At 65.5% G+C, this 15,723-nt stretch carries 18 protein-coding genes; 7 read left to right on the forward strand and 11 right to left on the reverse strand.

Annotated elements, in window-relative coordinates:
* Positions 1-113 precede the first annotated feature (113 nt).
* Both A5724_RS04850 and A5724_RS04855 read right to left on the reverse strand, forming a co-directional pair.
* Positions 114-416, reverse strand: coding sequence for a hypothetical protein (locus tag A5724_RS04850; RefSeq protein ID WP_067797078.1), 303 nt, complete (start codon positions 414-416; stop codon positions 114-116).
* Positions 413-751 (reverse strand): hypothetical protein, encoded by a 339-nt coding sequence (locus A5724_RS04855; protein ID WP_067797081.1) that lies wholly within the window; start codon positions 749-751, stop codon positions 413-415. Before A5724_RS04855 ends, A5724_RS04850 begins: the two co-directional genes overlap by 4 nt.
* A 405-nt stretch (positions 752-1,156) precedes the next feature.
* Here A5724_RS04855 and A5724_RS04860 point away from each other — a divergent pair, with 405 nt between their 5' ends.
* Positions 1,157-2,530 carry an OFA family MFS transporter gene (locus A5724_RS04860; RefSeq protein ID WP_067797084.1) on the forward strand — a complete coding sequence of 458 codons (1,374 nt, stop codon included), beginning with the start codon at positions 1,157-1,159 and terminating at the stop codon, positions 2,528-2,530.
* Positions 2,527-2,670 (forward strand): hypothetical protein, encoded by a 144-nt coding sequence (locus tag A5724_RS33590; protein ID WP_156752130.1) that lies wholly within the window; start codon positions 2,527-2,529, stop codon positions 2,668-2,670. Before A5724_RS04860 ends, A5724_RS33590 begins: the two co-directional genes overlap by 4 nt.
* Before the next feature lie 77 nt (positions 2,671-2,747).
* On the opposite strand, the gene A5724_RS04865 is transcribed toward A5724_RS33590, so the two are convergent.
* Positions 2,748-3,932 (reverse strand): NAD(P)/FAD-dependent oxidoreductase, encoded by a 1,185-nt coding sequence (locus A5724_RS04865; protein WP_067797087.1) that lies wholly within the window; start codon positions 3,930-3,932, stop codon positions 2,748-2,750.
* Positions 3,933-4,083: 151 nt separating this feature from the next.
* Here A5724_RS04865 and A5724_RS04870 point away from each other — a divergent pair, with 151 nt between their 5' ends.
* From A5724_RS04870 to nrdF, 4 genes are all read left to right on the forward strand, one after another.
* A complete protein-coding gene (locus A5724_RS04870; RefSeq protein ID WP_067797090.1) occupies positions 4,084-4,821 on the forward strand; it encodes a TetR/AcrR family transcriptional regulator in 738 nt (245 codons plus the stop codon).
* 58 nt (positions 4,822-4,879) lie between these two features.
* Positions 4,880-5,626: a hypothetical protein gene (locus tag A5724_RS04875; protein ID WP_067797137.1), complete on the forward strand. Its 747-nt coding sequence runs from the start codon at positions 4,880-4,882 to the stop codon at positions 5,624-5,626.
* Positions 5,627-5,722: 96 nt separating this feature from the next.
* Positions 5,723-7,237, forward strand: a complete 1,515-nt coding sequence (locus A5724_RS04880; RefSeq protein WP_067797093.1) for an NAD(P)/FAD-dependent oxidoreductase — start codon at positions 5,723-5,725, stop codon at positions 7,235-7,237.
* A gap of 151 nt (positions 7,238-7,388) precedes the next feature.
* Positions 7,389-8,351 carry a class 1b ribonucleoside-diphosphate reductase subunit beta gene (nrdF, locus tag A5724_RS04885; RefSeq protein WP_067797095.1) on the forward strand — a complete coding sequence of 321 codons (963 nt, stop codon included), beginning with the start codon at positions 7,389-7,391 and terminating at the stop codon, positions 8,349-8,351.
* 21 nt (positions 8,352-8,372) lie between these two features.
* Here the strand turns inward: nrdF and A5724_RS04890 are convergent, their stop codons facing one another.
* The gene (locus A5724_RS04890; RefSeq protein WP_067797098.1) at positions 8,373-9,143 is read right to left on the reverse strand and encodes a dienelactone hydrolase family protein; all 771 of its coding nucleotides are present in this window, start codon (positions 9,141-9,143) and stop codon (positions 8,373-8,375) included.
* A 214-nt stretch (positions 9,144-9,357) separates the two neighbouring features.
* Here A5724_RS04890 and A5724_RS04895 point away from each other — a divergent pair, with 214 nt between their 5' ends.
* Complete coding sequence (locus tag A5724_RS04895; protein WP_255397188.1) at positions 9,358-12,531, forward strand: adenylate/guanylate cyclase domain-containing protein; 3,174 nt, start codon at positions 9,358-9,360, stop codon at positions 12,529-12,531.
* Here the strand turns inward: A5724_RS04895 and A5724_RS04900 are convergent.
* From A5724_RS04900 to A5724_RS32865, 7 genes are all read right to left on the reverse strand, one after another.
* Positions 12,528-12,797 carry a YdeI/OmpD-associated family protein gene (locus A5724_RS04900; RefSeq protein ID WP_067797100.1) on the reverse strand — a complete coding sequence of 90 codons (270 nt, stop codon included), beginning with the start codon at positions 12,795-12,797 and terminating at the stop codon, positions 12,528-12,530. The genes A5724_RS04895 and A5724_RS04900 overlap by 4 nt on opposite strands.
* Positions 12,798-12,808: 11 nt before the next feature.
* The gene (locus A5724_RS04905; protein ID WP_067797143.1) at positions 12,809-13,654 is read right to left on the reverse strand and encodes a class I SAM-dependent methyltransferase; all 846 of its coding nucleotides are present in this window, start codon (positions 13,652-13,654) and stop codon (positions 12,809-12,811) included.
* Complete coding sequence (locus A5724_RS04910; RefSeq protein WP_067797103.1) at positions 13,651-13,992, reverse strand: VOC family protein; 342 nt, start codon at positions 13,990-13,992, stop codon at positions 13,651-13,653. Before A5724_RS04910 ends, A5724_RS04905 begins: the two co-directional genes overlap by 4 nt.
* Positions 13,989-14,156, reverse strand: a complete 168-nt coding sequence (locus tag A5724_RS04915; RefSeq protein ID WP_067797105.1) for a ribbon-helix-helix domain-containing protein — start codon at positions 14,154-14,156, stop codon at positions 13,989-13,991. Before A5724_RS04915 ends, A5724_RS04910 begins: the two co-directional genes overlap by 4 nt.
* 26 nt (positions 14,157-14,182) lie before the next feature.
* Positions 14,183-14,938 (reverse strand): NHL repeat-containing protein, encoded by a 756-nt coding sequence (locus A5724_RS04920; RefSeq protein WP_067797108.1) that lies wholly within the window; start codon positions 14,936-14,938, stop codon positions 14,183-14,185.
* A 110-nt stretch (positions 14,939-15,048) separates the two neighbouring features.
* Positions 15,049-15,516 carry a hypothetical protein gene (locus tag A5724_RS04925; protein ID WP_156752131.1) on the reverse strand — a complete coding sequence of 156 codons (468 nt, stop codon included), beginning with the start codon at positions 15,514-15,516 and terminating at the stop codon, positions 15,049-15,051.
* A gap of 107 nt (positions 15,517-15,623) precedes the next feature.
* On the reverse strand, positions 15,624-15,723 hold a 100-nt coding region (locus tag A5724_RS32865), incomplete at its 5' end, for an IS3 family transposase (protein ID WP_156752132.1).

Genomic DNA, 15,723 nt, shown 5'->3' on the forward strand with positions numbered 1-15,723 from the left:
TTGGTGACCGTAACGCGAAAACGTGGCCCGCACGAACGCTCCCGACGAGTGTGGAGTCGGTACACGCGAAGCGGAAGTGACCGTGCAATGAGTCCACACTCGTCGGGGTCGCGCTAGCCCATCGCGAAAACGGGCAGGCGATCCACCCGCGTCAGCACCGAGTGCTTCGGCGGAACGCTGGGGCCGGGGCCGGCCTCCTCTAGCTTCGCCTCGTGGTCGATCCAGCATTCGCCGGTGCGTTCGTCGTAGTCGCCTCCGTAGAAGACGCAGCACACACCGATGCCGTCGGTGTCCTGATGATCGGCGACGCATTCCCAGAAGTCGTCGCTCACCGGAGCGGCGGCCGCGTTCGCGGCGAGTCCGATAGCAAGGCCGCTCACCATCACGGCGGCGACCAACGAGCCCTGGATGTTCATCGCACCAGCTCGGCGAGACGACCCGGCGTGACCCGCGGACCCTTCGGTGGCGCCGAGGTACCCGGGTCGACCGAAACAGTGTCGAGCGTGGATTTCGGCGGTTCGCCGCGGTCCAGACTGCACTCATACATGTACTGGCTCGGGTCCCACGTGCCGCCGTAGAAGATGCAGCACGTTTCGGCGCCGACCTTGTCGGGATGGTCGGCGACGCACTCCCAGTAATCCGACATCGTCGAGTTGTTTGGTTGGGCGTCGGCAGCCGCTGCGAATCCGACGGCGAGTCCTGTGGCGAGAGCGGCTGAGGCCATCAGCCGCCGCATGGTGGTGGTGTGCATGGGCGTCTCTTTTCGTGGGCGGGACCGCCTGTTTGCACTGCTGGCGGCCTGGTGCAGCCAATTTTGAAAAGACGCACCGCTCGCCGGAACGGGGCACACACCGCTACCGGCCGGTCGCTGGACGGGGATACGGCGTGCAACGCGAGTAGGGGATTAGGGAGCCGCCGAGTAGCCGGCTGTTTTACGGAAAGCGAACACGCCTGATGCGGGCGGCGACTCGGTCACCGTCGCCCGCGACCGGGCCGAGATTTGCCTGCGGCCTGAAAGCTGACAGTCAGAGGATTAGACCAAAGTTGCCCGCAGTGCGGCCGGCAACAGTAAACGCCGGAATATTACTGTCCGACAATAACTTTCGTGAATCACCTCGACGTGTCAGCAGGTCCCCAACCGTGATACACCACTCCTGTGAATGCGCCATTTTTCAGTCGGGAACGAATCATCGCGCCGCCAGGCTGGAGTCGCTGGTTGGTGCCGCCCGCCGCGTTGTCGATCCACCTGTCGATCGGCGCCGCGTACTCGTGGAGCGTGTTCAAGAAACCGCTGGAAGGCGCGCTGCACATCTCCGGAACCCTGAGCGCCCTTCCGTTCACCGTCGGCATCGTCATGCTCGGCCTTTCCGCCGCTGTCTTCGGCACCTGGGTGGACCGCAGAGGCCCGCGCGCCGCCATGTTCGTCGCGATGTGCTGCTTCTGCGGCGGCTGGTTGGTCGGTTCTGCCGGACTGGCGCTGCACACGTACTGGTTGGTGCTGCTCGGCTATGGCCTGCTGGGCGGAATCGGCTGGGGCATCGGGTACATCTCCCCGGTTTCGACCTTGATGAAGTGGTTCCCCGACAAGCCCGGGATGGCCACCGGGTTGGCGATCATGGGATTCGGTGGTGGTGCGTTGATCGCATCGCCGTGGTCGACGGCGATGCTCGGCCTGTTCGGCGCCACCGCAGCAGGCATCTCGAAAACCTTCCTGGTGCATGGGTTGGTGTATGCGGTGTTCATGTCGCTGGGTTGGTTGTTGGTGCGGGTGCCGCGATCGGACTGGAAGCCACACGGATGGACACCGGCGCCCCCGACCGTGGGCACGATGGTCTCCGTCGGCCAGGTGTCGGCCAACAACGCCCTGAAGACGCCGCAGTTCTGGCTGCTTTGGGTGGTGTTGTGTTTCAACGTGACTGCGGGGATCGGCATCCTGGAGAAAGCGTCGCCGATCTATCAGGACTTCTTCCCCGGCAACGCCGCCGCTGCCGCGCTCGCCGCCGCCGCCGCCGGTTATGTGGCCCTGCTGTCGCTGTCGAACATGTTGGGCCGCATCGGTTGGTCAAGCCTGTCCGATGTGATCGGCCGCAAGAACGCCTACCGGATGTACCTCGGCGTGGGTGCGCTGTTGTATCTCACGCTCACGGTGATGCAGAACTCGAACAAGGTCGTGTTCCTGATCGCCACCATGCTGATCCTGTCGTTCTACGGCGCCGGTTTCGCGACCGTTCCCGCTTACCTGCGCGACCTGTTCGGCACTCATCAGGTGGGCGCGATCCACGGTCGGCTCCTGACGGCCTGGTCGGTGGCGGGCATTCTCGGGCCGATCATCGTCAACGCGATCGCCGACAGCCAGGAGGCCGCGGGCAAGTCAGGTCCGGCGCTGTACACGCTGTCGTTCTCGATCATGATCGCGCTGTTGGTCGTCGGCCTGGTCTGCAACGAACTGATCAGGCCCGTCAACCAGAAGTGGCACGAGCCAACCGAATCCGTTGAATCCGACGCGGCAGTCGAGGAGGCTGTGCGATGACCGAGGGTGAACTCCACGAATACCAGCCCACCGTGCCGAAGGTGTACATCGCGCTGGCGTGGGCGTGGGCTGGTATCCCATTCCTCTACGGTGTCTACGAACTGCTGATCAAGGTCACCCAGCTGTTCAAGACGGGGTAAGCGCGCCGCCCGAATGGCCGGTTATCGCACACGACAAGCGAATTCGCGTGCCGTAAGTGGCCACTCGGGCACAGCGATTACTTCTTGACGGTGTGCTGCGGGCCCTGCGCCTTCTTGTACAACGCCTTGAGCATCCGGTCGCGGAAGGCGGCGTTGTCGATCATCTTGATGCCCGCGTTCGCGAACTTCGGGTAGCCAAGCAGCTTGTGGAAGTAGCGGCCACGCCGGTACTCCTTGCCCCACGCGGCTTCCATCCGCTGCGCATAGTTGGTGAAGTCGTCGGGGCCGCCGTTCTGCAGCGCGGCGATCGCGCATTCGCCTGCGGCCAAACCGGATTCCAGCGCCTTGGAGATGCCCGCACCGGATGCCGGCTTACCCGCACCAAGCGAGTCGCCGGTGAACAGCACGCCGGGCCGCCACGGCGGCCACGCGGTGAAGCCCATCGGCAGCCGCCACGCACGCACACTCTTGTTCTTCTTCAACTCCTCGATGGGCGGCAATTCCCACTCGCGCGGCAGCGTGCGCAGGAACTCGCCGAGGAACTGCGTGGCGTTGATGGACTGCCAGTTCTTGTAGCTGTTGACGTAACCGAGTCCAATGTTGAACAGGCCGTTGCCCATTGGGAATACCCAGCCGTAGCCGGGCAGCTGATCGCCCTGGAACGCCAGCTTCAGATAGATGTCGAGGCTGTCGGAATCCGGCCGGTTGGCGTGCATCTCGGAGCGGATCGCGATCGCCGAGTAGCCGTTGTACTCCGAGTCGATCTTCAGCGCCCGCTTGATGGGGGAGTAGGCGCCGTCGGCCGCGATCACCGCGTCGCCGTACACCTTCTCACCGCTCTTGCACGTCACACCCACTACGCGGCCGTTCTCGACGATCGGCCCGGTCACCTCCGACGACTGACGCACCTCGGCGCCCGCCGACTCGGCGTGCTTGAGCAACAGCGTGTCCAGGTGCTCACGGCTGACGGTGTGGCCGTGATCCGGCATGCCGGGCCGCTTCGGGAAGGACAACTCCCACTGGCTGGGGCTGAACACCGTGACGCGGTTGACGCGGTGGAATTCGGCGACCTCGTGGGCTAGGCCCATCTTCTGCAGATAGCTCACCGCGCGGGCGGTCAGGCCGTCACCACACGGTTTGGCCCGTGGGAACTCGGCCTTGTCCAGAACCACCACTTTGGCGCCGGTCTGCGCGGCCTGCCACGCCGCGGCCGAGCCCGAGGGCCCGCCACCCGCGATGACCAGGTCGTAACGCTGCGTCATACGTCTCTCTCGTTCTTGGGATGTCGCACGAATATTACCCAGGGTGACGGGTCGGTGTTTGGCAAGCAAATTCAGCTGGCCAGCGCGGCGGAAGCCGGTGTTGCCGGTCGGTCTGAGCAGGTCAGCGACCCTCGGGCGGTACAGTGGGCGAGTGCGACGAGGGTCCAGGTCACGTTCGGCCGAGCCGGGTGTCAAGGTGGACGCCCGCAGCGAGCGCTGGCGCGAACACCGCAAGAAGGTGCGGTCGGAGATCGTCGACGCCGCGTTCAGGGCGATCGACCGGCTCGGACCGGAATTGAGCCTGCGTGAGATCGCCGAAGAGGCGGGCACTGCGAAACCGAAGATCTACCGGCATTTCACCGACAAGTCAGACCTGTTCCAGGCCGTCGGGGAACGGCTGCGCGACATGTTGTGGGCGGCGATCTTCCCGTCGATCAATCTGTCCACCGATCCCGCGCGCGAGGTGATCCGCCGCAGCGTCGAACAGTACGTCCGGCTGGTCGACGAGCACCCGAACGTGCTGCGGTTCCTGATCCAGGGCCGCTTCGCCGAGCAGAGCGAGTCGACCATGCGTGCGCTCAACGAAGGCCGCGAGATCACGTTGGCGATGGCCAACATGTTCGACAACGAGCTGCGGGACATGGAACTGGACGCCACCGCTCTCGAGTTGGCCGCCTACTCCGCGTTCGGCTCGATCGCCTCGGCCACCGACTGGTGGCTGGGCACCGAACAGGACAGCCCCCGCCGGATGCCGCCCGACGAGTTCGTCGCGCACCTGACCACGATCATGGTCGGGTCCATCAACGGCACCTGCGAATTGCTCGGCATCAAGATCGACGCCGACCTGCCGCTGCACGAGGGTGTGCGCCGCCGCGAGCACGTCGCCTGACGAAATTTGGGGCAGACGCCTCATGTGGTGCGGCCGTGCCGCGGCTGACCATCGGTGCATGACCAAACAACTCACCCCACAAGACACCGTTGCGGCCGTGCTGGCCAACCCGATGCTGCCTGCCGGCGACGACGAGCGATTCGTCGGATTCGGCATCATGGGACTGCCGTTCGACAACGGGCACTACTTGGCGATGCGCCATATTCCCGCGACATCGTTTGCGCCACCGTATGTTTCGGTGTGGCACCGCGACCCGTCGTGCAACTGGACGTTCTACGCGACCACGCCGGGACAGCACAGCTGTGCCCGCTATTTCAGCGCGGCCACGGCCAACCCCACCGTGCAGTGCGATATCGAAGTCGGCTGGGTCGGACCGTGGTCGGCGGTGATCCGGATTCCCGGAACACTGCATTGGACCGTCGACTTCGAGACGTCGCGAGCCACCCGGCTGATGAGCAAGATCGGCGGCCGGCTGCCCGACGAGAAATGGGCCGACCCGACCGTCTCCAGGCGGCTGAGCCGCCTCGCGCGCCGCACATTGGGCGTCGGCGACGTCCGGCTGACCGGCCGTGCCCCGAACGGGCAGTGCTACACGATGGCGCCCAAGCAGTTGTGGGTGGTCGCCAACTCGACCGCAGTGCTGGACGGCCGCGACCTTGGCCGCACCGGACCGCTGCTGCGCCAGGCCCGCCTCGGGGACTTCCGGTTGCCGCAGCGCGGAATCGGGATGGTCGGCTCGGGCCACTTCGAGACGTTCGACCCTGATCGGCACCGCTCCGCCGACCGCGCGGTTTCGGCCACCTGATCAGCACCATTGGCTGGATCGTTGGCGGCGAGGGCCGCGACCGCTAATCTGGGAGCCGGAAATACCCGGTACCCGCGTTCCCAGGAAGGACTCCTAATGACGGTCGCCCCGGAGCGGGCTGCGGAAAGCACACAGCAGCCCGTGCACACCCGCGCGCTGATCATCGGCACCGGCTTCTCGGGCCTCGGCATGGCCATCGAGTTCCAGCGCCGGGGCGTCGAGTTCCTGATCCTGGAGAAGGCCGGCGAGATCGGCGGCACCTGGCGCGACAACACCTATCCCGGTTGCGCCTGCGACATCCCGTCGCACATGTACTCGTTCTCGTTCGAGCCGAAGCCGGACTGGAAGCACATGTGGTCGTTTCAGCCGGAGATCTTCGATTACCTCAAGGGGGTGACCCAGAAGTACGGGCTGCGCCGCTACATCTCGTTTCACTCCCACGTCGACCGTGCGCACTGGGACGACGATGAGTTGCGCTGGCACGTGTTCACCAAGGACGGCCGCGAGTTTGTCGCGCAGTTCGTGGTCTCCGGCGTCGGCGGGCTACACATCCCGCTGATCCCCGAATTCGAGGGGCTCGACGAATATGAAGGCGCCGCTTTCCATTCCGCACAGTGGGACCACAGCGTCGACCTGACCGGTAAGCGGGTCGCGGTGATCGGCACCGGCGCCAGTGCGATCCAGATCGTGCCCGAAATCGTCAAGGACGTCGGTGCGCTGCATCTCTATCAGCGCACCCCGGCGTGGGTGATGCCGCGGCCCAACAACCCGATCCCGCAGAGGATGCGTGATGTGTTCACCTACGTTCCCGGCACCAGGGCGGCGATGCGGGCCGGCATCTACTGGATCCACGAGGCCGTCGGCTTCGCCATGACCAAACAGCCCAGGCTGCTCAAAATCGGTGAGCTGATGGGGAATTACAACATCCGGCGGTCGATCAAAGACCCCGAGTTGCGCCGCAAGCTCACCCCGAACTACCGCGCCGGTTGCAAGCGAATCCTCAACTCCGACACCTACTACGTCGGCATCGCCAACCCGAAAACCGAGGTGATCACCGACAAGATCGCCCGGTTCACGCCCCGTGGCATCGTCACCGCCGACGGGGTCGAACGCGACGTCGACGTCGTCGTGTTCGCCACCGGATTCCACGTCACCGACTCGTATACCTATGTCGACATCAAGGGCCCCGGCGGCGAGGACTTGGGGGACCGGTGGACCCGCGAGGGCGTGTCCGCGCTGCACGGCATCACCATCGCCGATATGCCGAACCTGTTCTTCCTGCTCGGCCCCAACACCGCGCTGGGACACAACTCGGTGGTGTTCATGATCGAATCGCAGATCCGCTACGCCGCGCACGCGATTGCCGCCGTGGAGAAGGCCGGCGCGCAGGCCCTGGCACCGACGCGGGAAGCGTCAGACGCCTACAACGCCGAACTGCAGCGGCACTTGGCGGGCACGGTGTGGAGCACGGGCGGTTGCCAGAGCTGGTACCTCGACGAGCACGGGGTGAACCGGACGCTGTGGAGCGGGATGACCTGGCAGTACTGGCTGTCGACCCGCAAGTTCAAGGCCTCGGAGTACAAGTTCCTCGGGGCCGGCTCGTCAAAGTAAGGCGACACGCCAACACAAGATGTCGCGGTTCCGGCCGTTGTCGCACCCCAGGGGTAGTGTCGGAAGGGCTCGGAGCCGCCACGGCCGGCGACATCGGGCTTGAGCGGCAAAGGGCTTTCTGCGGCGAAATGGGGTTCTCGTGAGTGATGGCATGAAGCTGATCGACCGTGTTTCGGCCATCAACTGGAACCGTCTGCAGGACGAAAAAGACGCTGAGGTGTGGGACCGGCTGACCGGTAATTTCTGGTTGCCGGAGAAGGTGCCGGTGTCCAACGACATTCCGTCGTGGAACACGCTGACCGCACACGAGAAGCAGTTGACCATGCGGGTGTTCACCGGTTTGACGCTGCTTGACACCATCCAGGGCACCGTCGGTGCGGTCAGCCTGATTCCCGACGCGCTGACCCCGCACGAGGAAGCGGTGTACACCAACATCGCGTTCATGGAGTCGGTGCACGCGCGCAGCTACAGCAACATCTTCTCGACGCTGTGCTCGACGGCTGAGATCGACGACGCGTTCCGCTGGTCGGAGGAGAATCCGAACCTGCAGCGCAAGGCCGAGATCGTCATGCAGTACTACAAGGGCGACGAGCCTCTCAAGCGCAAGGTGGCCTCCACGCTGCTGGAGAGCTTCCTGTTCTACTCGGGCTTCTATCTGCCGATGTACTGGTCCAGCCGCGCCAAGCTGACCAACACCGCGGACATGATCCGGCTGATCATCCGTGACGAGGCCGTGCACGGCTACTACATCGGCTACAAGTACCAGCGCGGCCTGGCGATCGAGGACGACGCCCGCAAGCAGGAGCTCAAGGACTACACCTATGAGCTGTTGTTCGAGCTGTACGACAACGAGGTCGAGTACACCCAGGACCTATACGACGAGGTCGGGCTCACCGAGGACGTCAAGAAGTTCCTGCGCTACAACGCGAACAAGGCGCTGATGAACCTCGGCTATGAGGCGCTGTTCCCGCGCGACGAGACCGATGTGAACCCGGCGATCCTGTCGGCGCTGTCACCGAACGCCGACGAGAACCACGACTTCTTCTCCGGCTCGGGATCCAGCTACGTGATCGGCAAGGCCGTCAACACCGAAGACGAGGACTGGGACTTCTAGCGCGCCGATATGGCGGCCTGCTCAGGCGGACGACGCTGGAGTAGCGAACGTCTCGTCGAACAGGTCGAGCACTGCCCGCCACGCTCGCACCGTCTGCTCCGGGTGGTAGCTCACGCCGGGCACGGTGGGCGTCTGGTGAGTGGTTCCCGCAGTGGGCAACCCGTCGGGGCCTGTTGGCTGAGCCCAGAAGGCATGCTCGGCTCCGCCGTACACGTTCACGCGCCAGTCGGCCCCTGCTTCTTGGAGCGCTTGCGTAAATGTCAGGAGCTGGTCGGGGCGGCAGATCGGGTCTTCGGAGCCGGTGCACAGAAGGAACGAACCGGTCACATTCGTCCAGTCATCAGGTCGGGCTTCTGGCAAGCCGGGATGTACTACGGCGACGGCCTTGAACGGCACTCCGCCGCGGGCGAGTTCCAGCACGATACGACCGCCTGCGCCGTAGCCGAGAGCGACGAGGCGGTTTCGGTCAGCACCAGGCGCCGCGAGTAGGAGGTCGAGTGCGGCGCAGCCGATGGCCCGCATTCGGTCTGCGTCTGCCATCAGCGGCATGACCCGGGCCAGCATCGCATCCGGGTCACCGTAGAACACTTGGCCGCCGTGATAATCCATCGCCAGGGCTATGTAACCGCGCTGCGCCAAATCGTCGGCGCGGCGACGTTGGTAGTCGAGAAGACCAACTCCGTCGTGTCCGATGAGCACCGCCGGCCGGAGTTCGTCGCCCTGCGGTCGCGCCAGGTAGGCGGCCATGGTGAGACCATCTGCGTCATAGGTGACTTCACGCGTTGTGATCATTCACCAGACGCTATCGAGTGTGCGCCCCTGTCTGATCGGCCTTCACTCTAGGCGAACCTCGTGCTCGGTCTTTGGACAGCCCAACGCGAAAGGCTATCTGCTCCCGGTGTTTTCGCAGCCGCGGGTATGGCGCCGGACGCGCGTGCTCGCTGAGATCGGCGATGACCACCTCGATATCCCTGACATTGCTGGCTAGCGGTGACACGATACTGACGTGGACGCCAAGGTCGGCGGTGGGGCGACGGCGCTGATCTGCGGGACCTGCGGCGCGCCGCACGGCCCGGCGGCGAAGTTCTGCGCCGACTGCGGGGCCCGGCTGCCACTGGTGCGCCGTTCGGCGGAGTACAAGCAAGTCACGGTGCTGTTCGCCGACGTGGTGCACTCCATGGACATCGCCGCGGCGGTCGGAGCTGAGCGACTGCGCGAGATCATGGCGGAGGTCGCCGAGCGGTCCGCACGCTCCGTCGCGCGGTTCGGCGGCACCGTCGGCAGCTTCACCGGTGACGGAATCATGGCCATGTTCGGCGCGCCAGTGGCGTTGGAGGATCACGCGGTGCGCGCCTGCCTCGCAGGTCTGGCGATTCAGCAGGATGTCAAACAGTTAGCCGTCGACGTCCGAAACCGCGACGGCATCGAGCTGCGGCTGCGGGTCGGGTTGAACTCGGGTCAGGTGATCGCCGGTGACATCGGTACCGGACGGTTCGGCTACACCACGATCGGTGAGCAAGTAGGCATGGCCCAGCGGATGGAGTCCGTCGCACCACCGGGCGGCGTGATGCTCAGCGCGTCCACCGCACGGCTGGTCGAGCACACGGCAACTCTGAGCGAACAGGTGTTGGTGAACATCAAGGGCGCAGGTGACCCGGTCCCAGCCTACCGGCTGCGGGGGATGGCAGACCGCCAGGAACCCGTCAGACGCGTGGAATCCAATCTCGTCGGCAGACAGGCGGAATTGAAGGCGGTCGAGGAGTTACTGGACCACGCGATCGAAGGCCATGGCTCGGTGGTGCAACTGGTCGGTCCGCCCGGGATCGGGAAAAGCCGTCTGGCGCGCGAGGTTTCGGCCATCGCGACGGCGCACGGTGTCGACGTGTTCACCGCACACTGCGAATCGCACGCCAGCCACGTCCCGTTCTACGCGGTGGCTCAACTCCTGCGAGCTGCCAACGGCGTAACGGGGCTGGACCCGCGGACCGCCCGAGAGTCCCTGCGCAACAGGGTCACTGAGGCGGATGACGAGAGCATGCTGCTGCTCGACGACCTGCTCGGAATCGCCGACCCGGCTGCCCAACTGCCCGTCATCGACCCGGATGCGCGGCGACGGCGGCTGACGGCTCTCGTGACTGCGACGTTGTTGGAGCGGCAACGCGCGGCAGTCTATGTGGTCGAGGACGCGCACTGGCTCGACGCGGTGAGCGAGTCGATGCTCGTCGACCTGTTCGCCGTCATCTCGCAGACCCCGTCGCTGGTGATCGTCACCTACCGACCCGAATACCGGGGCGCCCCGGCGGCGATATCGGGCGCGCGAACCATTGCCCTCGAACCTCTGACCGACGACGAGGCCGCCACTCTGATCGCCGAGTTGCTCGGCACTGATCCGACCGTCGCTGCTGTCGGCCATATCATCGCCGAAAGAGCGGCCGGGACACCCTATTTCGCCGAAGAGATCGTGCGTGATCTGGCGGAGCGAAAAGTGTTGCACGGCAAGCCAGGTGCATACACGTCCACGGCCGAGATAGCAGACGTCAGCGTTCCCGCGACGTTGCAGGCGACGATCGCCGCCCGCATCGACCGCCTGGAGCAGTCGGCCAAGCGCACGTTGAGTGCTGCGGCGGTGATCGGTGCGCGTTTCCGCGTGGACCTGGTCACTGCCTTGGGTGTGGAGCCCACCATCGATTCACTGGTGGCGGGCCAACTGATCGATCCTGTCGGGTCGACCGGCGAAGAGTACGCATTCCACCATCCGCTGATCCGTGCGGTGGCCTACGAATCGCAGCTGAAGTCCGATCGTGCCGAACTGCACCGTCGGGTGGCCGCCGCCATTGCGGCTCGCGATCCCGAATCGGTGGAGGAGAATGCCGCGTTGGTCGCCGACCATCTGGAGGCGGCGCACGATTTGCCGGCGGCGTTCGAATGGCATATGCGAGCCGGAGACTGGTTGCGGCACCGCGACATCGCTGGCGCGCGGATGAGTTGGGAGCGCGCGCGGACCGTCGCCGACCGGTTGCCCGACGACGCCGACGGCCGGATGGCCATGCGCATCGCCCCACGCACCTGGTTGTGCGCGACGATATGGCGGGCCGGCGGCAGCCTGGACGACGCCTGTTTCGACGAATTGAGCGACCTGACGACCACCGCGGGCGACAAACGCTCCCTTGTGATCGGGACTACGGGGCTCGTCACGTTGATGCAGTTCTACGGAAAGTACCGGGACGCTTCACGATTGGCCTCAGAACACGTGGAGCGCCTCGATTCGATCGGTGACCCCGAACTGACGGTTGGCCTGTTGATGACCGCGATGATCGTCAAGTGGGCGGTCGGCGAGGTGACTGAAGCCATGCAATTGAGCCAGCGTGCCATCGACCTGTCCGGTGGCGATCCCACGATGGGCAATCTGATCGTCGGCTCACCGCTGGCATTCGCGCTTGTGATGCGTGCATCGGCGCGGTGTGCGTTGGGTGTTCCCGGCTGGCGCGAAGACTTCGACGACGCGGTCCGCCTGGCCCGCGACACCGACAAGTTCACGTTCTGCGCGGTCGTCATGTTCAAGTACATCGCCACTCAGAGTTGGGCGCTGCTGGCCGATGAGGACGCGCTGCGAGATACGGCCGAGGCACTGGAGATCGCCAGCCAGTTCGGGGACGACTTCACGCTCACCAACGCGGAATTCACGCGCGGGCTCGTCCTGGTGCGGTGCGAGGGCGCCGACCGAACGCTGGGGTTCGAACTGCTCGACAGGGCTCGTCAGGTGGCGCGCGAGCACCGCAACCTCATCGTCGCCGCCTGGTGCGTCGACATCGACGTCGCGGCGGAGAAGACCCGACTCGGCGATCACGACGGCGCGATCGCGCTGTGTCGTGCCGTACTGCATGACGAAATGCAGGCCGGGGAGATGACGAATCGCGGATGGTGCACCACCGTCCTCGTCGAGGCATTACTCGGCCGAGGCGACCTCGACGCGGCGCAGACCGCCATCGACGAGTTGGCGGCGATGCCCACCGAGCCCGGATTCCTGTACCACGAGCTGCCGTTGTTGCGGTGCAACGCACTGCTGGCCAAAGCCCGCGGCGACCAGGACCGCTACCGCGACCTGCACGATCGGTACCGTGCTCGCGCCGAGTGGTCCGGCTTCGAGGGGCACATCGCGTTGGCCCGCGCGATGAGTTAGGCCTTACCCGTGCGCTCGCGGTGTTTGCACCCGGGCCAGCAGCACGGCCTGCGCATGCCTTCCTCCAACTCCTCCTGCGTGCGGCGGATGCGCCGCTCGCGGGTCTTGCGCTGCTTGGCGTCCTCGACCCAGCAGATGAACTCGTTGCGGGCCAACGGCGTGATGTCCTTCCACGCGGCCAATGCCGTGGCGTTGCCGATCAGCGCCGTGCGCAGGTCCGCGGGCAGCTTGTGCACCACCCCGCCGGGTACTCGCTGGCTACTCATGCGCCCAGAGTCTAAACGGTGGCGACGATCAGTTGTTCGGCTGTCGGTGGCCGCAGACCGTCGGTGCGGCCTGCGAAGTAGCGCGCTGCGAGATCGTCGGGGCTGACGTGCTCGACCTCGGAAAACCCGGCCGCGCGGCACATTTCGACCATCTCCGCAGGCGCGTAGTGACTGATGAACGGTGTCCCCGAGGCGGCCGCGGCGGCCTCGACCGACTGCTGCATCTGGCGCTCGGCGGCGTCGGTCAGGTCCAGCGGCAGCATGAACGTCATCGTCAGCACCGATCCGCGCGCGAACGCGGCGATCTGCCGAAGCGTGGTTTCCGTCGCCTCCCTGGTCAGGTACATGCTGACGCCCATGGACGACACCACCGCAGCGCGGTCGGTGTCGAAGCCGTTGGCCCGCAACGCGTCCGGGAACGCCTCGCCGCGCTCGAAGTCGACGGGCACGAACTGCCGGTTCGGTCCTGGCGGGTAGCCGATCTCGTTGAGCCTGCGTCGTTTCCAGTCCTGCGTGCCGGGTTGGTCCACCTCGAAGATCCGCACCGCGACGTCGGGATGGCGTTGCGCGAAGCTGTCCAGGCCGGCGCCGAGTATGACGTACTGCCCGACACCAGCGGCGGCGCGGTCGATCACGAGGTCGTCCAGAAACCGTGCGCGCGCCACGATCGACGCACGAAACGCGCGGGTGCCGTCGGGATGCATGTCGCCGCGCGCCCGCCAATCCGGATCGGGATCCGCTAGCCGCAACCCGACGGTGTCGTCGAGCACATGCGGTGGCGCGTCGAGTTCGACGTGAAGTGCGCGCCACAGCGCAGTGCGGACCGCGGTGCTGTCGGGCGCGGAAGTGGTACTCACTTCGGCGCCTGCAGCTTCCACTCGCGGCCGTCGGGGTCGCGAACCGTCATCAACCGCGTGCCCCAATGGGTGTCCTCCCATGCGCTGACGACCTCGACTGAGTCGTCGAGTTCGAATGCGTCGGCATCAGGCACCCCGAACACGAGATGCCTACGGGTGGGCTCGGTCTCGGGCACCTCGGCGATGAACAGGTAGGGGCCGTCACCTCGGCGCAGTTGGCCGGAGTTGTGGTCGGTCGCGAATTCGGTTTCATAGCCCAGCATCTGAAAGAACTTCGCCGACTTGCCCCAGTTGTGAGTTTCCAGGAACACGGCTTCATGCCCTCGGTCGTCATTCAGCCCTCCTTGGTCGATTGCGTGCCGTTCGCGTCGAGGTAGGTCCGTAGCGCATCGGCCACCAACGCGGAAAGAGAAGACTCCGTCTCGATCGCGTGGTGTTTGACCCGTCTGATCAGGCTGACCGGCAGGTACACGTTGAACTGTTTGACGTCCTCCTCGCCCACACCGACGAGGCTAGCATGCTAGCAAGCTAGCTGGAGCGTATCGGCAGTTCGAGCACTCGGAAGTTCCCGCTGTCCATCACGTAGACCGCGCCGGAGCCGCCGACCGCCACCGCCGAGGGCTTGTCGAGGCCGGTGAACGGCAGCACGGTCGGCCTATCGGCGCCCCGGGGTAGCTCCAGCACGCGGTTCGCGCGGTAGTCCGAGACGTAGACGTTGCCGGCGGCGTCCACCGCGACGGCAGTCGGTTGGGTGAGGGCGCCGAACGGAAGCACCGTCGGGGTCGTGGCGCCTGCCGACAGCTTCAGTACGCGCTTGGCCTTCGAGTCGCTGACGTAGGCGTTTCCGTCCGCGTCCACCGCGACGCCGGAAACCTCGCCGAGGTCGGTGAACGGAAGGGCAGCCGGGGCGCTTGCGCCAGGTGTCAACCGCAACACCCGATCGGTGCCCATGTCCGCGACGTAGACGTTGTCGGCAGCATCCACTGCCACCCCGGCGATCTGGTCCAGACTTGTGAACGGCAGTGTGATCGGATTGCGCACTGGCGGTGCGAGTTTCACCACTCGGTGGTGGTAACCGTCGGTGACGTAGAGGTTGCTCTGGTTGTCGACCGCGACGTCGGTCGGCTGGCCGATCTGGTCGAAGGCCAACGGGCTTGGCCGATCCGCACCTGCAGTCTGCTTCCAGACCTGGCCGTACTTCGAGTCGAGCACGTAGATGTTGGACGTGCCGTCCACCGCCAAACCCGCTGGGTGGTTGATGAAGTTGCCGAAGGGCAGCACCACCTGAGGTGCATATGCCGGCGGGGGAGGGGGCGCGGCCTGGCGGCTGGGCGTGGCCCCACAACTCGCCATGAACAGCGGTGTCGCGCTGAGCGCCGCCGCCACGGCGAGCCTCAGGCGGTGGGCGGATAGCATTTGCCCGCCGGCCACTGCCAGACGTCACGAACGGACTGTGGGATCGGGCACGGAGCTTGACCCGCGGGTATGGGCCCGAAGCCGGCGGCGGTCGGAACCCACGTCGCTCCCGGATCGCCGGCTTTGCGGAACATCATGTAGCTGTTCTGGTCCTGCAGATTGATAGCGGCCTCCTCGGTCTTTGCGCCGTCCAATTTCGCAGCCGCGTAATACACGTCGCCCTCGGGCACATATGCGTAGAAGGACTTTCCGGGCCGCAAACCGGTGAACTCCGACGCCGGATGCCCGGTGAGGACCGCACCTGCTTGGACCAGCTCGGCGCGAACATCGTCTGTCAGCGGCAGATTCACCGGACCGTCGCCTGCCTGGGCGGGCGCCGCGAAACCGATCGTCGCCGCACCGGCGATCCACACCGCGCCCAGCATTGTGCTTGTCGTCTTCTTCATGGCGTAGAGAGTGCGACAGACTGCTTGGAACTTTCTTGAAAAGACGCGAAAGGCCCCGCCACGCCGTGTGAAGTGGTCCCCGAAAGTTGGACCCTGACGTAGGGAGCCTAAGCCGCGAGGGCCTGGGCCTGGTATTGGACCGGACTCAGGCCCTTGAGCTTTATTGAGATGCGTTCGTCGTTGTACCAGTGGATGTAGACGTCGAGT

Source organism: Mycobacterium sp. ACS1612 (genome assembly GCF_001667505.1).
In the GTDB taxonomy this organism is placed as follows: domain Bacteria; phylum Actinomycetota; class Actinomycetes; order Mycobacteriales; family Mycobacteriaceae; genus Mycobacterium.